This window comes from Paenibacillus sp. FSL R7-0312 (assembly GCF_038004445.1).
GTDB lineage: Bacteria > Bacillota > Bacilli > Paenibacillales > Paenibacillaceae > Paenibacillus_AQ.
Genome location: NZ_JBBORE010000001.1, coordinates 1,120,007 through 1,140,363, shown reverse-complemented (window position 1 = coordinate 1,140,363; position 20,357 = coordinate 1,120,007). Strand labels below are relative to the sequence as shown.

The following is a 20,357-nucleotide window of genomic DNA, read 5'->3' as shown; positions in this document are numbered from 1 at the left end:
AAGTATGTTCCGACTAAGCCGGAGAACGGGCAGCGAAATCGTGTTTGATATATGCAATAACCTGCTGATGCTGTTAGTCTGCTTTGCCACGCTGTATCCCGTGTGGTATGTACTGGTCAATTCGTTCAATGAGGGCATGGATGCCATGCTGGGCAATATTTACTGGTGGCCGAGGGTCTTCATTCTCGACAACTACAAGGCGGTTTTTAACAATAATGGAATCATGACGGCTATGGGAATCACCGTGGCCAAAACTGTGGTGGGAACGGTTATTCATGTATTCTTCACCGCCATGGTCGCGTATGCCTTATGCAGTCAAGAGCTGATCGGGCGGAAGCTGTACATGATCATGGGAACCATTACGCTGTTCTTTGGAGGAGGCCTCATTCCGACCTATTTGTTGATCCGTGATCTTGGATTGCTGGACAATTTCTGGGTATACATTTTACCCGCCGCGTTCAGTTTCTATGATCTGATCATTTTCATGTCCTTTTTCCGGGAGATTCCGAAAGGGCTGGAGGAGGCGGCTAAAATTGACGGGGCGAATGAGCTTACGATTTTCCTCCGGGTGATCATTCCCGTCTCTATGCCGGTTATCGCTACAATCGCTTTGTTCCACGGTGTTTATCAATGGAATGATTATTTTGCCGGCGTAATCTATATCAACAATTCCAATCTACAGCCGATACAGACGTACTTATACAGGGTGGTTGCGGAATCCAGCTCCAATCAGATGGTGTCGGCGATGGCTGGCTCGGTGCAGAAGTCGGTTACCTCCCAGTCAGTCAAGCTGGCAACTATGGTGGTCACGACTGTTCCGATCGTTATGGTATATCCGTTCCTGCAGAAGTATTTTGTCAAGGGTATGATGATCGGTTCAATCAAGGGCTAAGCTCTTCTATAAAACTTACGAAAAGGGGAATTCATTTATGATTTATTCAAAAAAATGGCTGCCATCCATACTGGCACTTGCACTTACAGCCAGCCTGACTGCTTGTGGGGGCGACGGGAATAACAAAGACAATACAGCAAAGACCGATAATAATACTGCCGCACCTGCTGTCAACGCGGATGAGCCGGGGTGGAAGAGCTCTACAGATCCGATTACATTCGATTGGTATTTGAATTACTCCTGGTTTGCCGACAAGTGGGGTACTGACAAAACCACTCAATATATCACGAAAAAAACCGGTGTTGACATCAACTTTATCGTTCCAGCCGGAAACGAGAATGAAAAGCTGAATACGATGATCGCTTCCAACAATCTGCCTGACTTTATTACGCTGGACTGGAACTCCGATGCCATTGATAAAATGGTTCAAGGCGGCTTGGTATTGCCACTCAATGAGCTTGCCGATCAATATGATCCTTATTTCTTCAAAATTGCTGATCCGGACAAGCTGAAATGGTACACGGAGAAAGATGGAAATGTATATGGATATCCGAACCAGTCCAGTTCTCCGGCCAATTTCAAAGAAAATGGCGATAATTTCACCTCTTCCAATACCTTTCTTGTGCGTAAAGACATTTATGAGGCCATTGGCAAACCGGATATGAGAACACCGGAAGGCTTCCTGAATGCGCTCAAAGCCGCCAAAGAGAAATTCCCAGAGGTAAACGGACAACCGCTTATTCCCTTCGGGACACAGGAGTTTACGGATATGGGAAATGGCTCGTTTGGAGCAAATCTGATGGATTTCCTAGCTATTCCGTATGAAAAAGACGGTAAGCTATATGATCGCTCTACGGATCCGGAATACATCCGCTGGCTGAAAGCGTTCCGTCAGGCCAACGAACAGGGGCTGATTGCGAAGGATATTTTCATTGACAAGCGTCCGCAAATGGAAGAGAAAATTGTGCAAGGCCGTTACTTCTCTATGATGTTCCCGCGTTCCGATCTTCAGAACCAGAACATTACCCGTTATCAGCAAGACCCGAATTCGGTCTATATTGCTGTTGACGGGCCGGCGAATTCCAAGCAGGAGCAGCCGAAGCTGAGCGGACCGTCCATTGCGGGCTGGGCGCTCACCCTGATCTCCAAGAAAGTGAAGGATAAAGAAAGAGCGATCGAATTCTTGACTTATATAATCAGTGAAGAGGGCAACAAGGATTTGTTCTTTGGTGAAAAGGGCACCACGTATGATACTATTGATGGAAAAGAGCAATTTTTGCCGGAAGTTCTGAACATGTATAACAATGACCGTTCCACCTTTGCCAAAACATATGGAGCCTCCTACACATTCTGGATGATGATGGACCCTGCACTCAACTTAAAATGGGCTCCGGCATCGGTAGAACCGATTAAACAGCCGGAGGACTGGACCCGCGGCAAAGTGGTCGATAACTCCATCTATGCGAATCTGGACCCGGCCGTTTCCTCTCCGGAGGGAATTGCACTTGGAAAGATTAATACCCAATGGGGAAAGACATTGCCTAAGCTCATTCTGGCTGTGTCAGAGGCTGATTTCGATAAGGCATGGAATGAATTCCTGCAATACCGCAAGGAACATGATTGGGACAAAATTCAAGCCTATCAGCAGGATGCATTTGAACAAAATGCTGCTAAGCTCCAGAACTGACAGGCCTGAGCAGATAGCTGATTAAAACTGGGGGAGATCGGCATTAAGCCGGCTCCCCGAGTTTCGTCCAAACCATCGGGAAACGGAAGTGAAGACAACTGGGGAATTACATCAAAGTAAGGTTTCGTTTTCTCTCCGGTTCTATAGGGCGTCTTTCTATTCAGGCTAAGCTGATTTTGACTTATATTATTGTTATTCTGATTCCGACAACGATATTCTCCGGTTATATTCTTGACGTCAACTACCAAAACAGCATCACAAGTATCATCACCAAGAATGAGTATTTACTTAATATGGAGAAGAAAAATATCCAGAATCACATGGAGGCCATGGAACTAACTTCGCAACTCGCGCTGTCTGACCGTGATGTGCTGGATTACATGCTCAGCAACCGGGAGTTTTCGGCTGAGGAACTGATTAAATTTAACAACTACTCATATCATAACCTGCAATATATTATGTCCAACAATCCTAATATCAGTAATTTGCGGTTCTTCACCGGCAATGAATATGCCCGGGAAATCTGGCCGATTATCTATAACGAGCGCCGAATCTCCGGCGAGGTCTGGGCCAAAGAGTTCTACGAACAACCGGAAGAGGTATGGTGGACGATCTATAGCGGCCCCGAAGAGCTGCGCAGCAGGGTGGGAGCGGGGAGCCAGGATTACTTGAACTTTGCCAGTCTGGTCCGGGAAATCAAATATCCGCTGGAACAGCATTTAGCATTAATGCAGGTTAATATGCGGCTGGACGTGTTATTCTCGAATATTTACAGCAACCTGCAGGAAGCTTCTACGCAGCTGCTTGCGATGGATCGGAACTCCCGGCTGTACTTCAACGATACCTCCGTCTTTTATACAAAAATTCCCACTAAGGAAATCAGAAATGAATTTATGCTTAAATCCAGAGGAGATGAGGGGGACTTTCAGTTTACCTATGGGGGAGTTCCATATTTGTGTGTCTATATCGGCATAGACAGGCTGGATAGTAAGCTGCTGAGCGTCGTTTCATTGGAAACGTCCTACAATGATATGAATAAAACCAGGCTGTCCATCGGCGGGGCCACCCTGCTGCTGGTGCTGATTCTCTCGCTGATTACATATAAGCTGCTGTCTGTGATTCTGAAGAGGCTGCATCTTTTGCGTGATTCCATGAAGAAGGTCCGTCAGGGTGATTTTAATGTAGAGATTCCTCAGCTTGGCGGCGATGAAGTGGGAGAACTCGGCAATCATATCCGCCAAATGCTGAATAAAATCAATGAACTGATTGCAGAAGCGGTTATCAAGCAAGCTTCTTCAAAAGAGGCCGAGCTAAACTCTCTCAAAAACCAGATCGATGCCCACTTTCTGTATAATACTCTGGAAAATTTGAAGATGCTGGCGGAAATAGAGGGACAGCTGGTCATTTCCGATACGCTAACCTCCCTTGGATCAATGCTGCGCTATAATTTGCACTGGACGACGCACTATGTGCGTTTATATGAAGAGATTCAGCATATTCAGAATTATATTGCGGTTATGAATATTCGTTACGGCGGCAGATTACAGCTGCAGCTTGATCATCATCAGCCACACCGGCAACAGGAGATCCTCAAGATGTCGCTCCAGCCTATAGTGGAAAATGCGCTCAAATACGGAATGAATGCCCCCGGAATGCGAAAACGCGGGCTGATTATTTCGATTCACACGTATAAGCAGGGAGATTTCATGTATATTGAAATCCGGGATAACGGGGCGGGGATCTCCGCTGAACGCCTGGATCATATTAATTCAACGCTTAAGTGGGAATCCGGTGTTCAAGCGGTGTACACGACCAACGGCAATGCTGCCCGCTCGGGTAAGGAGTCCGCCTTTGATGCTTCAGGGGGCGGTATCGGTCTGCGAAATGTTCATTTGCGTATTCAATTGCATTACGGAAAGACCAGCGGTCTATGGCTAGAGAGTGTCGAAGGTGAATATACAAAGATTATGATTAAAATTCCTTATTTAATTCTCTCGGGGGGACTGGCGGAATGAAGCGCAACTTGCTCATCGTAGATGACGAGGAGAATATCCGTATTGGCATTCGGGCCATGCTGGAGCGGGAGTATCCAGGAGACTATAACTATTTCTTTGCCGAGGACGGGGAGGAAGCGCTGCAGCAGTTAAACCGGGAGGCCTTTGACATCCTGATGACTGATATTCGGATGCCGGTCATGGACGGTCTCTCCCTGATCGAGCGCATCCAACAACTCGAGCATCATCCTGCCGTGGTCATTATCAGCGGTTACGACGACTTCGAATACGCAAAGCAAGCCATACGGTTTGAAGTCAGGGATTATTTATTGAAGCCCATTGTGCGCAGTGAGCTGCGCCAAACCTTTTCCCGGCTGGAGCAGACCCTGCAACGGGAGCAAGAAATCAGCGGCATGCTGAGTAAGGCAACGCAGAGAGAGCAGGATTACCGGCAGAATGAAATGTACTATATTCTGATGAATCCGGAAATTGATGGGGAGGAATTAAGTAAACGGCTGGGTTTCGCGGGGCTTGAGAATCTGCAGGCAGGATGCTTCGTAGTCCTGATCCAGGAAGCCGAGGCGAGTGGCGGAACAAAGGGAAGCGGCATGCTGTATGCACGCGTTGAGGAATTTATTCGTACGGGACCATCGGCAGACGATCGCCATTTTCTGGACAAGGAGGGCAGGTCTCTGGCTATTATTCATGATGAGTTACGGTTAGCGGAGCTATCGGAGCTTCTTCGTCAAGACCGCCTGATTTCTTGTCAGATCGCTATCAGTGACCGGATGTACCAGCCGGAACAGTTCAAGACAGCCTATGCTCAGGCATTGAAAACACTGAGATACTTTTTTCTTAAATCGGCAGCAGGCATTCTTCATTACGGGCAGCTCAAGGATAAGTCCGGAGACTTTGTAATTCCGACGGAGGATATTATCAAGGTCGGCAATATGATTGGTACCGGCCGTGAACAGGAAATGCAGCGGCTGCTGTCTCAGGTACTGGATTATCACACAATACTGGACAATGACATTTCCTACCTGGAGAGAATTAGCACTGCAATTAATGAATTGATTTTCGACAAGGTCTTTAATGATTACGGCAAGGAAGCGGTTGATATTATTAAAGTGTACCGGCGGATTGGCTACTTGTACAACTCCCGGAATTTTCAGGATTATTATCATGGAGTAGAGAATCTCCTGAATCAAATGAATGATTTTATCATGGGAATCAAATCGGCCCATCTGAACCGGAAAGAAATGGAAAAGGCGCTGCATTTCATTGAACAGAACTTTAGCCGCAGTGATTTCAATCTGGCGCTGGTCTCCAACCATGTTTCATTCAATTATTCGTATTTCAGTTCAGCGTTCAAGGATTATATGGGGATGAGCTTCAGCCAGTATCTGAAGAAGGTAAGACTAGTCAGGGCAAAGGAACTGCTGGAGAGCAGTACTTATAAAGTATACGAGGTCAGCGCAAAGGTGGGTTTCGAGAATCCAAAGCATTTCAATAAGGTATTCCGGGAAGCTGAAGGGATATCTCCGCTGGAGTTCCGCTTGACTGCCGGCTTAAAGAACCACTCGATCTTGCCGGAAAATATGAAGGAGGATAAGCAGGAATGAAATACATTATTGAGCCTTCCCGGAAAATGCGTGAATTGGCAGAAGGATGGGACTTTCGCAGGCTGCTGAATCAGGTGTGTTGTCCCACTAACGCCCGGATCGGGAAGCAGATGTCTGAATTTGGCGCGATGTTCTTTTTTGCCGGAGATAAAGATGCCTTAAATGAAGAAATCGCATCCTTCCGTGCGAGTTGCGAAATCCCGCCGTTTATTGTAACGGACTTGGAAAATGGTCCCGGCGAAATGATACAAGGCTCGCAGCGCTTTCCTCATATGATGGGGATAAGCCAGACGGATTCGCCTGAACTGGCATATGAAATTGGCCGTGCAGCCGCTCTGGAAGCCGGACAAATCGGCTATAACTGGACCTTCTCCCCTGTGGTGGATCAGGCAATGGTTCCGGATAGTCCGGTGGTTTCCAGCCGCAGCGCCGGGCAAAGACCTGAGCAGATTATCAAGATGGCCGGAGCCTATATGCGGGGACTGCAGGACAACGGAATGATGGCTACGATCAAGCATTTTCCGGGAGACGGGTATGATACAGTGGACCAGCATTTAACAACACCGGTGAATCATCTGTCGCGGGAGGCATGGCTCCAGGGACCTGGACGTGTTTTTAGGGAGCTGATTGAATCTGGCGCTATGGCTGTGATGCCGGGACATATCGCCTTGCCGGCGTTTGACAGTCCTGATGAGCGGGGAATGTATCCTCCGGCCACAGTATCCCGTGCTTTGCTTCAGGACCTGCTGCGCGGAGAACTTGGTTTCAAGGGGCTGATTGTGACTGATGCGATGGAAATGGGCGGGATTGCCGGATTCATGAATTACTATGATGCCTGTGCGGCAGCGCTTGAAGGCGGCTGTGACATGCTATTGTTCCCCCGGATTGAGGAGCGGTTCTACCTTGAAATGGAACGCCGCTACAATGAGGGCAAGCTGACACGGAGTACATTAATCGAGCGCGCTTGCCGTGTGCTATCGTTGAAGGAACAACTGGGATTGATTGCGGCGGATTCTTCGCAGGTGCGTGATCGGGAGCAGCCCGACCGTAAAGCGATCTCGCGCTTAGCTGAACGGGCGGTTGCAGAGAGTCTGACACTGGTGAGAGACCGCCCTGCTCTGATTCCATTTCCGCTGAATCCTGGGACACGGATATTGCATGTGGTCATCATGAACTATCATAATCGTTATACTGAACTGTATGAGCGGATCAAATATGAGCTTGAACAGTACTCGGATCATGTAGATCAGTGGATAGACCCCGGCCCGGGAGAATTATTCACCGCAGCGCTGCCCGGAACCTATGACCTCATTCTCTGTTCAATCGGCAGTCGGCAGGATTACGGTCTAAATGTCACCCGTCTGCACGGGGAGGTTGCCCGCAATATGATGGGGGGATGGACCAAGCTCGGTACCCCGGTTGTTTTTATATCCCATTTCCATCCGTTTGTTCATAAAGAATTCAACGCGTCCATAGATACAATCATTAATACTTATGGAGATATTGAGTGCACCGCTTCCATGGTGGTCGCCGCCATTGCAGGGGAGAGGCCCTTCCGCCGGGAGCTCGCCGTCCACGACTGAGAGGAATATCCCAACCCATACCGGGTTGGGAATTTTTCAAATTATAGTATAATAGACTTTGCTGATGATGCTTCCTCTTATAGGGATTGACCGCGACGCTGCTTTTATTGAATACACCAGACAAGAAGCTCAAGAGCAAGGCATGAATCATATTACATACATACAAGGCGATATTCTACAAATCCCGCTTTATGATTATGGGGTTCCGGTGACGTTGAATACTCATGATTTGCTGATCTTTAATCAGAGTGTCTCACAGGAATATATGAATCTGTATAAAGCGAGGCTAATGACTGCAGAAGAGCTGAACGAGATTCGGCTGGAAGGACTTGGTAGATAAAAGGATCATAGGTTCGCAAAACCGATTCTTACCAATCCGGAAGGTGAAGAGCGGCCTGCTATAATCCCGTCGTTTCAGCAAGGAACTCTTGCCCGCTATCCCAAAGGCCCGGGGCCTGACCAGGAAGGAACCATTATGTTCGCTGATTTCATGCTTGAGAATCAGTGGTTCTCCGCAATGGATAGTGCACATGATCATCAATTCAGCTTCAATGAGGCTATCTCCTTTATGGCGAAGTGCGACTTGCAGGAGGCGATTGATTACTACTGGATAAGCTTTCTGCGGTTCCCGAAGCCGAGCAGTGCGGCTGCCTGACAGATAAGCATGGATTATCATGGCAGATTGTTCCGGGTGAGATGGGCGAGATGATGGCTTAGGATACTCCGGAGCAGCTTACGCGAGTTACAGAGGCTTTTCTTAAGTTACTGTTCCTGGTAGATAAGTAAAGTAGAAGGAAGGTTATAGTGTGTCAGAGGCAGTTCAAGTTTTCCCGGCAACGGACAGGTATGTGAAAATCATCGGGCGGACCCACTTTTACAATGAAGTATTGTGGCTGGCGCTGTCCGGTGGAGGCGTGGAATTTGTATTCTATGGTACAAAAGCGGAAATTACAGTAAGGGGAGATCAGATAGCTTCCACACTTACGAATCAGGCCAGAATCAGCATTTACGTAAACGGAAAACAGATCATTGATGATCTGGTAGACCAGCCAACGAAAACCTATACGGTGTTCGAAAGTGATACCGAAGAGAATGTCACTGTAAGAATCATCAAATTATCGGAGGCGCCTATGTCAACGGTTGGGATTCAGAAGATTACCGTCGATGCCGTTCAGGGAATCAAGCCTACCCCGGTGAACGTACATAGGATTGAATTCATCGGCGATTCCATTACCTGCGGTTATGGGGTTGACGATGAGGATGCATTACATTCTTTTTCCACGGCTACGGAAGATGTCACGAAAGCTTATGCTTATCTAACGGCTCAAGAGCTTCAGGCTGACTACAGCATGGTGGCGTACAGCGGTTATGGCATCATTAGCGGCTACACGGGGAACGACCGGAAGCTCACTTCGCATCTTGTTCCAGATTATTACGAAAAAGTGGGCAAATCGGAAGGGAGGTTTGACGATACGCTGGACCCTCAATCCGTAAGCTGGGATTTCAGCAAATTTGTGCCCGATCTGATTGTCATTAATCTGGGGACGAATGATGATTCCTATACCCGGGAGGATGCTGACAGACAGGCAGAATATGCCGGACAGTATGTTGAGTTTCTAAAATTGGTCAGACGAAATAATACACACGCCCCGCTCCTGTGCACCTTGGGCATTATGGGAGACAGACTGTACCCTTTGGTTGAACAAGCGGTCAGCAGCTATATACAGGAAACAGGTGATTCCAATATCACTTCAATGCGGTTTGCTGTCCAGCTGGAAGAAGATGGTTATGCAGCGGATTGGCATCCGTCGAAGCTCACTCATTACAAAGCGGCGAAGCAGCTGGTTGCTCAGATTAAGGAGCTTATGAAGTGGGAATAACTAATTCAGGAGAGGACGAGATCAGATGGCGGCGAATTGGTGGTTGGCACTCATAATAATGGTTGTGTTAAACGGAATTCTGGTTTGGACTTTGTTGGTGGATGGAGAGTCCACAAGCCGCAGGGCCAAAAAGTGGTTTTTTATCATAGTCAATGCCATCGGGCTTGTCCTTGCAGTCTCTCAATTTTTCTGGATGAAGTTTTAGCTCCATATAGAGCATCAGTGAAGACACCTTAACGGGTGTCTTTTTTTGTTCTGCGCGTACCAGACATACCTGACTTATACAGTCCGGCACGGATTACACAGAGTATCACTTCCCTGCAAAATAATCATTAACCCATAATAACGCATCAACTCTACAGATATGAGCAAATGATTGTTTCAGCACCCTTTTCACATTTGATATGCTCGGGTTGTCCGAGAGGGTTCATCTCATCCTACTTCAGCGGTTCGGATTAGCCGGTACAAGAGGAGGTGCAGAAGGAGCATCACAGATTATTGCAAGCGGTTACAGAAGGAGCTGCAACAAATTAAAATTAGGAGGCAATGAAATGAAAAGGACAGTTGCAAAGGTAACCAGTATAGTTTTGCTATTTTCTCTTGCACTATCTCTGATCGCCGGCGGATGGGGAACTACGGTAGCACACGCTGCGGGTCTTACGATAACGGGCAGTGGAGGCGGAAATGAAGCCGCTTATGTGGAGTGGTCACCAGTAAGCAATGCATCGGGATATAATGTATATGTTAAAGCAGCGGGCGCAGCGGACTCCCAGTATCAGCAGATTAATAACGAGTTGATCCGCAAGTATTCTTCCTATTGGAGAGCTGATGCGGTAGGGCTTGCAGCCGGAAGTTATGTGTTGAAGGTTGAGGCCGTATCGTCAGGCGCAGTGACGGCAAATGCTGTCTCGGGAACGCTGGCGGTAGCGGCGTATGACCGGTCTGGATTTGCTTTTTCAGCCCATTCGCAATTTGGTACAGGCTCAGGTGCTTATAATGATAATGGGACGCTCAAAAGCGGGGCACAGGTGCTGTATATCACTTCCCAGAATGCGCAAACCGTAACGCTCGATGTGAAAACCAGCAGCTCGGGTACCGTACAGACCGGGGTGGGTCTTGGCGGAATTCTGACACTGAGACAAAAAGGCTATGATACATCGCCGCTGGCCATCCGGATTATCGGAAAAGTTACAGCATCTGATCTGAGCGGACAGCTCAACAGCAGCGGTTATCTTGAAGTCAAAGGTAAAAATAATTATACGGAAATGAATATTACCATTGAGGGTATCGGGAAAGATGCTTACGCCTATGGCTGGGGAATGCTGCTTAGATATACCGGGAATGTGGAAGTAAGAAACCTGGGCGTGATGTTATTCCCTGACGACGGTATTTCCATGGATACAGGCAATGCGAATGTATGGGTGCATAATAACGATATTTTCTACGGATCTGCAGGGGGTGATGCGGACCAGGCTAAGGGTGACGGTTCTACAGACCTCAAGAAGGGCTCAACGTATATCACTATCTCCTACAACCACTATTTTGATTCCGGAAAAGCGGCTCTAGTCGGACTTAGTGAGTCGGCAGAATTCTTTGTTACCTTCCATCACAACTGGTTCGATCATTCGGACTCCCGTCATCCGCGGATCAGAGTGGCTTCAGTTCATGTCTACAACAACTTTTATGATGGAGTCTCGAAATACGGTGTGGGCGTTACAACCGGAGCTTCGGCTTTTGTGGAATCCAATGTGTTCAGAAATACTAAAGATCCAATGCTGAGTTCCTTACAGGGTACGGATGCTATAGGGGAGGAAGGCACATTCTCTGGCGAAAATGGAGGGATGATCAAAGCCTACAACAATAGCATTGTTGGTGCGGCAAGTCTGATCTATGCCAACTCCAGTACCGGAACTGCTCCGGCAAATGCTACCTCGTTTGATGCCTACTTAGCTTCTTCGAGAAATGAGACCGTCCCAAGCTCATACAAAGCTCTAGTCGGCGGAACGGCTTATAACAACTTTGATACTAGCGTCGATACTGGTGTCAGTGCATCTGATGTTGATAACGTAAGCACAGTTGAACAGGTCGTTACGGCAAAAGCCGGACGCCAGGGCGGTGGAGACTTCATATGGGCTTTTAATGACGCTGTGGATGACGCATCGTACGCGCTGAATGCAGCACTGATGTCCGCAATCAGAAATTATACTACGGGTCTTGTATCGGTAGGCGGCAATTCCAGTCCGGTTGGACCGACTCCGACTCCATCAGCAACACCTGTACCAACAGCAACGGCAACGCCTGCGCCAACGGCAACTCCGGTGCCGACTGCAACACCAACGCCCACTACCGGGGCAATTGTCCATAACTTCACTACATCCGGAACAACCAGCAGCTTCTTCTCTATTTCCGGGAATCTCTCCACGAGCAAGGGAACTGTGGTGTATAGCGGTCTGACCCTAACCCAATGTCTGAAAATCGAGAGCGCAACCAGCATTGGGTTCACAGCAGCCCAAGCTTCAACCTTAACGTTAGTGTTCAACTCGGAAGGAACGAAGGTCAAAGTGGATGGAACCAGCTATCCGATCACGAATGGTATTGCTACAGTCTCGCTCGCAGCGGGTGCGCATACAATTACGAAGGATAGTACTGCGAATTTGTATTATATGGAGCTGAAATAGAGAGGCGATCCCTTTCGCTTTATATGGGGAACATAGTTCAAATAATGAGAAAAATGAGTGGGCCATCCTAAAAAGGGTGGCCTTAAAATTTACCGTTACAGACGATGCGGGGATGCGTATCGTGCACGCTGGTACAGCAAAAAGTTGAGTTAAAAGTATTGATGGTTCTGAATCAATAAGTGAGATGTGGCAGTATCGCTCAAATGCATTGATTTTAATGTCTCTGTACGTTTAGGTGTATTATTAGTCTAACAGCATTAAGTTTCAAGGGGGCATCCAATGAACAAAAAAGACCGATTATTAGCCATCGTGCTGGAGCTGCAAAGCAGAGAAGTGGCCTAGTTAACCTCTTCGAGCCGATGACCGAGGAAGCGATCAAACGGTTTAGCGGTAGGGGTTGACGGACAGTTAAAGTGAGTGATGCCTCAGTTCCGTACATTCGACACATGTGGAGTGTACAGTAAGATTTGAAAGAAAAGACACAGCCGATTAAACTGTATCTTTGTTTTGTGGAAGAGGGTTGGAAAGATGGTATATTAGAGCATATGGAGATCTTGCGAATATATGAAAGGGGACGGGCTTATGGTTTGCATGGGATTCGGCTTGATTACCGAGGATGTGCGCCGTCTGCGGGAATTTTATACAAAGGTGCTGGGTTGCCCTGCAGAGGGCGATGATATCCACACCGAGATGCAGTGCGAGGGCCTGCCATTTGTACTGTACGATAAGGCGGCCTCCATCGCAGATATGGCATTTTCTTATGATGACTCCATGGGGCATGGGCACACCACCATCTCCTTCCGCGTGGAGGATGTGGACACCGAATACGCCCGGCTGCAACAGATGGGCGTTGCCTTCATGACGCAGCCATATACCTACCCATGGGGTGCGCGCAGCGTGCATTTCAGGGACCCGGACGGAAATATCGTGACCTTGGTTACTCCGCCGAAACGGTAGGCATTCGTGGATATCGATTTAATCAAGCTCTCGCTGCTGCGTGAATTCCTGTTTCCCCGCCTCCCCATACCGCTCAACCGCCATCTCCGCCGACATCAGCATACGCCGCTTAAGCTGCCCGCCCTCCACGATTTTAACCCGCAGGCCCAGGAAGCGGATTCGGGATAACAGGAACTCGCTGTCGTCTCTCATGTAGTTGACATGAATCTGGTAGATGCCGTTAGCCTCATCGAAGGACACGGATTTATCGAAGCAGGAGAAGGCGGATAGTATCCGTGACAGCTCCGCATTATAGGTAGGAATGACTTGGATGCAGGCCGATTCCTTGAGACCTTCTAATAAGCGCGCTATCCGTGCCTTCAGGTCATCCATCCGTTTGGCAGGAATGGGGAATACTTCGACCGAAACAATATTTCTTAGTTTGGTAGACATGAGCGAACGCTGCCGGGTGCTGTACCATTGCAGATACCACTCCCGCTTGTACATGTTGTACTCCAGCTTGTGAGGGAAGCCGGCCTGATCCGCTCGTTCGCCGCCATGCTTAATCTGATAAGTAATCAGAATGCCTTGATTCTGCATAATCATGCGGCGGAGTGTGCGGAGCAGCGGATGATAGACCTGGCGCTCTTTACTGCGGGCTTTCTCCATAATAATCTCCCGCACTTCTATGGATGCTTCAGCCTCCAGTATAGAATCCAGTTTCATTAAAGTTTCCGGTGTAAAAGCCGCCTCTGAAGCCGGGTGTATTAACATCGTTTTCAGCCAGGAGCGTTCCTGCGAGGTCAGCGCGAGTGAGCCCGCTTCATCGAGGCGTGAGATGATCTGGAAATTGAATATTTTCTCAAATGGATTCATAGTAGCTCCGGAGCTCCTTCCATTCCGCAATAAATTGCTTACGAAGCCAACGGGGTTCTAAGATCTCACAGCTCGAACCGAAGCTCCGTAACCAAGGCTTGATTTCATAAATTTCGTTCACTTCGATCTCGTACAGGAACGTTGTATCGGACTCCTCTGTAATTACGCCCCATTGTCCCTGCGCCTCAACCCGCTCCCGGATGAAATTAGCGCCGGACCCGCTGGGATTATAGAATCTGACAGCTACCTTAACCGTACGATTGGTATCTGTGACCCAGCTGTTCTTCAGTTGCGCTTCCAGAGCTTTAAGCTTCTCCGCATATTCTTCTTCTTCCACGGGTTCGCCCTCTTCAATCTGCGTAAGGCCCTCCATCCGGAATTTCTTGATCCCCATCCGGGCATGATGTCCGATTAAATACCACCGCCCATACTGATGGTCGTAAACGACGCGTAGCGGAAGGATACTATCTGTAATACCCGCAGACTCCCGCTCAAAGAGAGGGTTCGTGTTCTGGGAGGTGTAGTTCATTCCTTTTTTCGGGGACAGATAGAGAAACCGGATTCTCCGGCGCTGTTGAATAGCACCGAATATCGTGTAGAGATGAGCCTCATCAAGAATACGTGAATGGTAATTGTATTTATATCTATGGGTCTCTGTAGCTTCGGGGTTAAAGCCCCGCTTCCGCAGAACCTTCTTCAGGGTGTCGCGCAGCAGGTAGCCCTGTACAGACGGAATCTGTGTATTAGCGATGACATCCACGTAGTCATAGAGGTCCAAAAGCTGATCATCTGTTAGCTGGTCAATCAGGTCGTTGGCAGCCTTGTACCGGTAAGGACGCCGCTCATTGACACGGAGAATGACACCAACTTCCTCCAGGTATTTCAGATCTCCCCGGATGGTCTTCTCATCAGGCAGCGGCGAATCGGCGGGCATCTGCTCACTGCATAGATCCTGCAGATCCTTGGCAGTCCGCTCCTGGGTCTGGAGTGCTGTTAAGAGTAAAGTAAGCCGGATGCTCTCCGTTTCCTTAAGCGACTTCGCCCGGAACAGGAACAGTAGCAGCGGATCGGCAGATTCATAGTAGTTGTAACGGAGCCACTCGGAGAGCTCGGTTCCTTGCTCAGCAGGCAGATCCTGCTGCAGGACAGTAACCATTTCCTTCAGGTTGCGCAGCGTTTTGTCATAGGTATGTACGGAAATGCCGAGCCGGTCGGCGAATTGTTGTCTGCTGTAGGCTCCCCCGGCTAAAGACAGCATGCGAAGAAACTGAATTTCTTTATCAAAGCTTTCCTTGGCCATTTGTAATCCTCCAGCCTGTAACGAATTCATTAGAAGTGATAGTACCTATTTATATTAAGCACCAGAGTTGAAGAAAATGGAAGGTTTTTTGCCTGCCGCCATACTTCCGCCCTGTTCGTGAATGGGAAAATGAGGGAAGATAGCTTCATGAAGCCGAGTTGAACTGGAGTGATAACAATGACCTTTATAAACAAACTTATCCTGGAGCAGCTGGAACAGATTGAACAGGAAGAGCAGGTTACCATCCTCTATGCCTGTGAATCAGGCAGCCGGGCGTGGGGTTTCCCCTCTCAGGACAGTGATTATGATGTGCGGTTCATTTACCTGCATAAGCCGGAATGGTATTTGTCTATCTACGATAAACGGGATGTCATAGAGCGTCCGATTAACAATAGGCTGGATATCAATGGGTGGGATTTACGTAAGGCGCTTAATTTATTCCGCAAGTCCAACCCGCCGCTGCTGGAGTGGCTGCAATCGCCGATCCAGTATGCAGAGAAATTCAGTGTAGCCGGACAGCTTAGAGGGATATCGCCGTATACCTTTTCACCGAAATCCTGTATGTACCATTACTTGAATATGGCTAAAGGCAATTACCGTGATTACCTGCTGGGCGAGCAGGTCAAGATCAAGAAATACTTTTATGTGCTGCGCCCGGTTCTGGCCTGTGAATGGATTAACCGGTATGAAGAGATGCCGCCGATGGAGTTCGATGTGCTGGTAGACCGGCTGATTCCGCAGGATGGAGAGCTATGGCAGGCAGTGCAGCAATTACTGGCACGGAAGAAATACGGTGAAGAGCTGGATGTTGAGCCGCGGTTAAGCGCGATTAACGATTATTTGGAAGAGCAGCTTGGGGTGCTGGAGAAGGTGGCAGCGGCGGCCTTGAGTATCAAAGAGGATAACCGGGACCAGCAGCTGGATGCCCTTTTCCGGGAGGCGCTGCAGGAAGTATGGGGAAAGTGACTAAGACAGGAAGACTGACAGGAGGAAGATCGTAGTGGCTATTGTACAATTGAAATCAACAAACCCGAAGTTCACCTTTTTGATCAAAAAAAATCCGCAGAGCGGCATGCAGCTTCGCCCGGTCCGCAAAGGGATAGCCTACGGCTGGTATTCGGATGATGCTACCTATAACGTTTTTTTCAAGGATGCAGATAATGAACTCTCCTATAAGCAGAGCGACAGTGACAGCTTTGAGTATCTCAATGTCTCCCGGTATAACACCCCGCTGTTTCCGCTGAATGCGGTGAATGAGTTCTTCTCCACGCCTGTTAAGGCGCAGGATGAGCGGGACATTGAAGGCTATGAGCATACCTTTTATATCCATATGGTTCAGGTGGAGCGGCTGCATTATATTGAATTTTTCAACAAGCATCTGAAGGATTATACCTTCTCCCTGCAGCATCAGGCGCATAAGAGCTATTCACTAACCATTACCACACATAAAAGCCTGTATCACCTCCTGCATGTGACTCAGGTGCTGTCCCTGTTCTTATCCATTTTTGGAGATGAGTATATTGATATTTCAGACCGTATTCTGGATAAATATATCCGCAGCCTGAATGTGATTGATGCACCGTTCTACATCCGCAGTCTGTTTGCACGGAGCTTTCTTACTACCCGGGAACTGTTCAAGCGCTACAAAGCCTCCATTGAACAAACGGAGCAGGTCTCCATCGGGCTGGAGTATGGCGGTACGGCGATGCAGCGGCGTACGTTTATCTCAAGTGTGCTTCCATTTAACAAGCCGATTCTGGATATCGGTTGCGGGGAGGGCTTCTATGCCATTCCGTTTGCCGGGAAAATAGAGAGTACCTATTACGCGGTGGATATCAATGCAGAGCTGCTGGAGGTTGTGAACCGGAAGGCAAAGGCCAAGCAAATCGATAACATCGCCACCTTCGGCTCGCTGGATCATTTTCTGGAGTCGTATAACGGGGAGCAGGTCGATGTGATTCTGACCGAAGTGGTAGAGCATATGAGCGAGGATGAAGCGGCTGCGCTGATCCGGCAAATTATCGGAAGTGTAGATTTCGCACAGCTGATTGTGACCACGCCGAATGCCGACTTCAACCGGTATTATGAGCTGGAGGGATTCCGGCATGAGGATCATAAGTGGGAAATGGGTATTGATGCGTTCCGCGAGTGGTTCACAGATACGATTCAAGGCCTGGCCGTTGAGGCGGAGTACGGGATGGTCGGTGACCGGGTAGATGAGATCCGGACGACGCAAAGCGCGATTGTGCGCAGAAAGGAGGAATAGACAGTGGACATTGGAACCCGGGTACACACGATATTCATGCTGGTGGGGGCAACGGAATGCGGAAAAACGACATTTGCCAAGGAAGTCCTGATCCCGCAGCTGAAGCTTGCGGATAACTCCAAAGGGCTGCGCACGAATGTGCAGTACCTGTCCTCGGATAGCATCCGGCAGGACATCTTAGGCTACGATTACGACAAATATGATCAGGTGATGCTGGAGGCGAGCTCGCATACGTTTCAATTGCTGTTTGAGCGGCTGAAGCTGGTGACCTCCTGGCCGATTAATGCGGAGTTTGTAATTATGGATACGATTGGACTGGCTGAAGATTACCGCAGTAAAGTCCGCGCTATTGCCCAGGAGAACAATTACAATCTCGAGGTTATACTGTTCGATTACCGCAAACGGGAGGATTATTACGCCTCGGAGCGGTCGAAGAAGCTGATCTCGGGTCATCTGAACCGGCTGAGAAAAGAAGTGCTGCCTGTACTGTCCCGCGAAGGCTACAACAAGATCCATAAGGTGCGCGCCAAAGATTTCCTCCTGGAAGGAGAGGCTGAAGGTCAAGGGCTGCCTAATCCGGACTACCGGGTGATCATTCAGGATTGGGAGACTTACGCAGCCTCGGTACTCCCACAGGATCAAGAGTATATTGTGGTCGGCGATGTCCATGAGTGTGTTCAAGAGCTTCAGGGGCTGCTGCGCAGCTATGGATATAAAATAGAAGAAGGTATGTTAAGCGCTACAGATAAGCTGGGCAACACAAAGGTCATTCTTGTAGGTGACTGGATAGATAAAGGCAAGCAGACCCGGGAAATCATAGAGTTTCTATATGACAACCGTGAGCATTTCCTGTTCGTGATCGGCAATCATGAGAACTTTGTCTATAAGTATATAAAGGGTGAAATTCAAGGAACCGATCCGGAGCTGCTAAGAACATATTTCGATTCAACCCAGGTGCTGCAAGAGGACGCTGAGCTCTTCAGTAAATTCTCGTTACTGGTAGAGGATTCCAAGCCCTTTTACCGTTATATCGGTATGCAGGGTCCTTCCTTCTATGTTACGCACGCGCCTTGCCGCAATAAGTACATTGGGAAGCTGGATACGAATTCGCTGCGCCATCAGCGTAACTTCCGGCTGGACCGTGAAGCTGCATACGAGCAGCAGCTTGATTTCCTGAAGCAGGAGGCGGTGAGTAATCACCCGTTCCATCTCTTTGGTCATATTGCCGCCAAGCAGACGTTCCGGATCAAGAACAAGCTCCACCTCGACACGGGAGCCGTACAGGGAAATGGGCTGACGTCTGTCCGCATGTCGTTCAAGCCGTTCTACAAAAGCCATAAATCTCATCAGATTGTGCTGCAGGAAGAGCTGCCAACGTTGTTCCAGGAAGAGCAGCCCGTATCGCTGCAGGAGCTGGACTACGAAGCTGTGCGCAGACTGCAATATTCTTCACGGAACCGGGTGAACTTTATCTCCGGGACGATGTCACCTGCCGATAAGGATGTGGCTGCGGGTGAGCTGGAGTCGCTGCGCAAGGGTCTGGATTATTTCGCTGACCGGCGCGCTTCTGAGGTTGTCCTGCAGCCCAAGTACATGGGATCACGCTGTAGTGTATACCTCTACCGGGAGATAGAGCAGTGTTATGCGGTCAGCCGTAACGGCTATAAGGTCAAGGCGGTTGACTTGGCTCCCATCTACGAAGGTCTGCTGCAGAAATTCGGACCGTATATGGCTGAGCAAGGCATTCGTGTGCTTCTGCTGGACGGGGAGCTGCTGCCGTGGAAGGCGCTGGGGGACGGGCTGATTGAACGCCAGTTCAAGCCGATCGGGAAGGCGCTGGAGACAGAGCTGGAATTCCTCAGACAACACGGGTTCGAAGAGTCGCTGGGTAAGCTGATTCAGGATTATGAGGCGAGCGGATTTGAGCAGGATCAGCATCATCTGACCAAAGAAGCACTTAATAGCAGCTATGGATCTCATGTGTATCAGACGTATAAGAATGTCCGTGACATAAGGGATTCCTACGTGGACCTGGACCAGCGGGACGAAGCTTACCGGGTATATCAGCAGCAGCTGGAGCTGTATGCGGGTGACGCGGAGCTGGACTACAAACCTTTTGCCATCCTGAAGGAAGTGCTAGAAAGTGGAGATGAACGGATGCCTGACGGCCTGACTTCGGAACAATACCGTTTCCTAAATGACGACGAAATTCTGGTGCTCGACTTGAATGAGCCGGATGCCTACAGTAAGGCAGAGGCGTATTTCGCAAAAGTAACAGTGGAGAAAGGTATGGAAGGTATCGTCATTAAGCCGGAGCAGGAGCAGCAGGGGGTGGTCCCTTACCTGAAGGTCCGTAATCCGGGCTACCTGTCGATCATCTACGGATATGACTACAAGTTCCCCCATAAGTATGCCAAGCTGATGAAGCAGAAGAATATCGCTCCCAAGCTGCGCACGTCCTTAGCCGAGCACCGGCTGGGCCGGCAACTGCTGGAGGTAAAGCTGGAGGAGATTTCGGCCGATAACGCGGTTTATAAGCAGCTTGCGGCCAACCTCTTGTTTGAGGTAACGAAGGAGAAGGAGATGGACCCGCGGTTGTAGCGGGGAGGTTAGGGCAGACTGCCGGGAACTTCCCGGCGGTCT

Annotated in this window: 15 protein-coding genes; 13 read left to right on the top strand and 2 right to left on the bottom strand. The window is 48.9% G+C overall.

Going from position 1 to position 20,357, the window contains the following annotated elements; translation table 11 throughout:
* The first annotated feature begins 4 nt into the window (after positions 1–4).
* From MKX70_RS04760 to MKX70_RS04715, 10 genes are all read left to right on the top strand, one after another.
* On the top strand, positions 5–892 hold the full coding sequence (locus MKX70_RS04760; RefSeq protein ID WP_042231634.1) for a carbohydrate ABC transporter permease: 888 nt from the start codon (positions 5–7) through the stop codon (positions 890–892).
* Positions 893–929: 37 nt separating this feature from the next.
* Positions 930–2,579: an extracellular solute-binding protein gene (locus MKX70_RS04755; RefSeq protein ID WP_042231635.1), complete on the top strand. Its 1,650-nt coding sequence runs from the start codon at positions 930–932 to the stop codon at positions 2,577–2,579.
* 176 nt (positions 2,580–2,755) lie between these two features.
* Positions 2,756–4,594 (top strand): sensor histidine kinase, encoded by a 1,839-nt coding sequence (locus MKX70_RS04750; protein WP_052415858.1) that lies wholly within the window; start codon positions 2,756–2,758, stop codon positions 4,592–4,594.
* Positions 4,591–6,195, top strand: a complete 1,605-nt coding sequence (locus tag MKX70_RS04745; RefSeq protein ID WP_052415860.1) for a response regulator transcription factor — start codon at positions 4,591–4,593, stop codon at positions 6,193–6,195. Before MKX70_RS04750 ends, MKX70_RS04745 begins: the two co-directional genes overlap by 4 nt.
* The gene (locus MKX70_RS04740) at positions 6,192–7,778 is read left to right on the top strand and encodes a glycoside hydrolase family 3 protein (protein ID WP_052415862.1); all 1,587 of its coding nucleotides are present in this window, start codon (positions 6,192–6,194) and stop codon (positions 7,776–7,778) included. Before MKX70_RS04745 ends, MKX70_RS04740 begins: the two co-directional genes overlap by 4 nt.
* A gap of 64 nt (positions 7,779–7,842) precedes the next feature.
* Positions 7,843–8,118 carry a methyltransferase domain-containing protein gene (locus MKX70_RS04735; protein WP_340841625.1) on the top strand — a complete coding sequence of 92 codons (276 nt, stop codon included), beginning with the start codon at positions 7,843–7,845 and terminating at the stop codon, positions 8,116–8,118.
* Between the two features lie 24 nt (positions 8,119–8,142).
* Positions 8,143–8,433 (top strand): VOC family protein, encoded by a 291-nt coding sequence (locus MKX70_RS04730; RefSeq protein WP_340841624.1) that lies wholly within the window; start codon positions 8,143–8,145, stop codon positions 8,431–8,433.
* 151 nt (positions 8,434–8,584) lie between these two features.
* A complete protein-coding gene (locus MKX70_RS04725) occupies positions 8,585–9,658 on the top strand; it encodes an SGNH/GDSL hydrolase family protein (RefSeq protein ID WP_340839631.1) in 1,074 nt (357 codons plus the stop codon).
* Between the two features lie 551 nt (positions 9,659–10,209).
* Positions 10,210–12,336 (top strand): pectate lyase family protein, encoded by a 2,127-nt coding sequence (locus tag MKX70_RS04720; protein ID WP_340839630.1) that lies wholly within the window; start codon positions 10,210–10,212, stop codon positions 12,334–12,336.
* Between the two features lie 582 nt (positions 12,337–12,918).
* Positions 12,919–13,293: a VOC family protein gene (locus MKX70_RS04715; protein WP_197073022.1), complete on the top strand. Its 375-nt coding sequence runs from the start codon at positions 12,919–12,921 to the stop codon at positions 13,291–13,293.
* An 18-nt stretch (positions 13,294–13,311) separates the two neighbouring features.
* On the opposite strand, the gene MKX70_RS04710 is transcribed toward MKX70_RS04715, so the two are convergent.
* Entirely contained in the window at positions 13,312–14,148 is an 837-nt protein-coding gene (locus MKX70_RS04710; RefSeq protein ID WP_042231646.1) for a WYL domain-containing protein, read from the bottom strand.
* Entirely contained in the window at positions 14,135–15,448 is a 1,314-nt protein-coding gene (locus tag MKX70_RS04705; RefSeq protein ID WP_340839629.1) for a helix-turn-helix transcriptional regulator, read from the bottom strand. Before MKX70_RS04705 ends, MKX70_RS04710 begins: the two co-directional genes overlap by 14 nt.
* Before the next feature lie 177 nt (positions 15,449–15,625).
* Here MKX70_RS04705 and MKX70_RS04700 point away from each other — a divergent pair, with 177 nt between their 5' ends.
* From MKX70_RS04700 to MKX70_RS04690, 3 genes are read left to right on the top strand one after another with little or no spacing between them, the layout of a single operon-like run.
* Positions 15,626–16,414 (top strand): nucleotidyltransferase domain-containing protein, encoded by a 789-nt coding sequence (locus tag MKX70_RS04700; RefSeq protein WP_340839628.1) that lies wholly within the window; start codon positions 15,626–15,628, stop codon positions 16,412–16,414.
* 34 nt (positions 16,415–16,448) lie between these two features.
* On the top strand, positions 16,449–17,714 hold the full coding sequence (locus MKX70_RS04695) for a class I SAM-dependent methyltransferase (protein ID WP_340839627.1): 1,266 nt from the start codon (positions 16,449–16,451) through the stop codon (positions 17,712–17,714).
* Between the two features lie 3 nt (positions 17,715–17,717).
* A complete protein-coding gene (locus MKX70_RS04690) occupies positions 17,718–20,315 on the top strand; it encodes a metallophosphoesterase (protein WP_340839626.1) in 2,598 nt (865 codons plus the stop codon).
* The last annotated feature ends 42 nt before the right edge of the window (positions 20,316–20,357 follow it).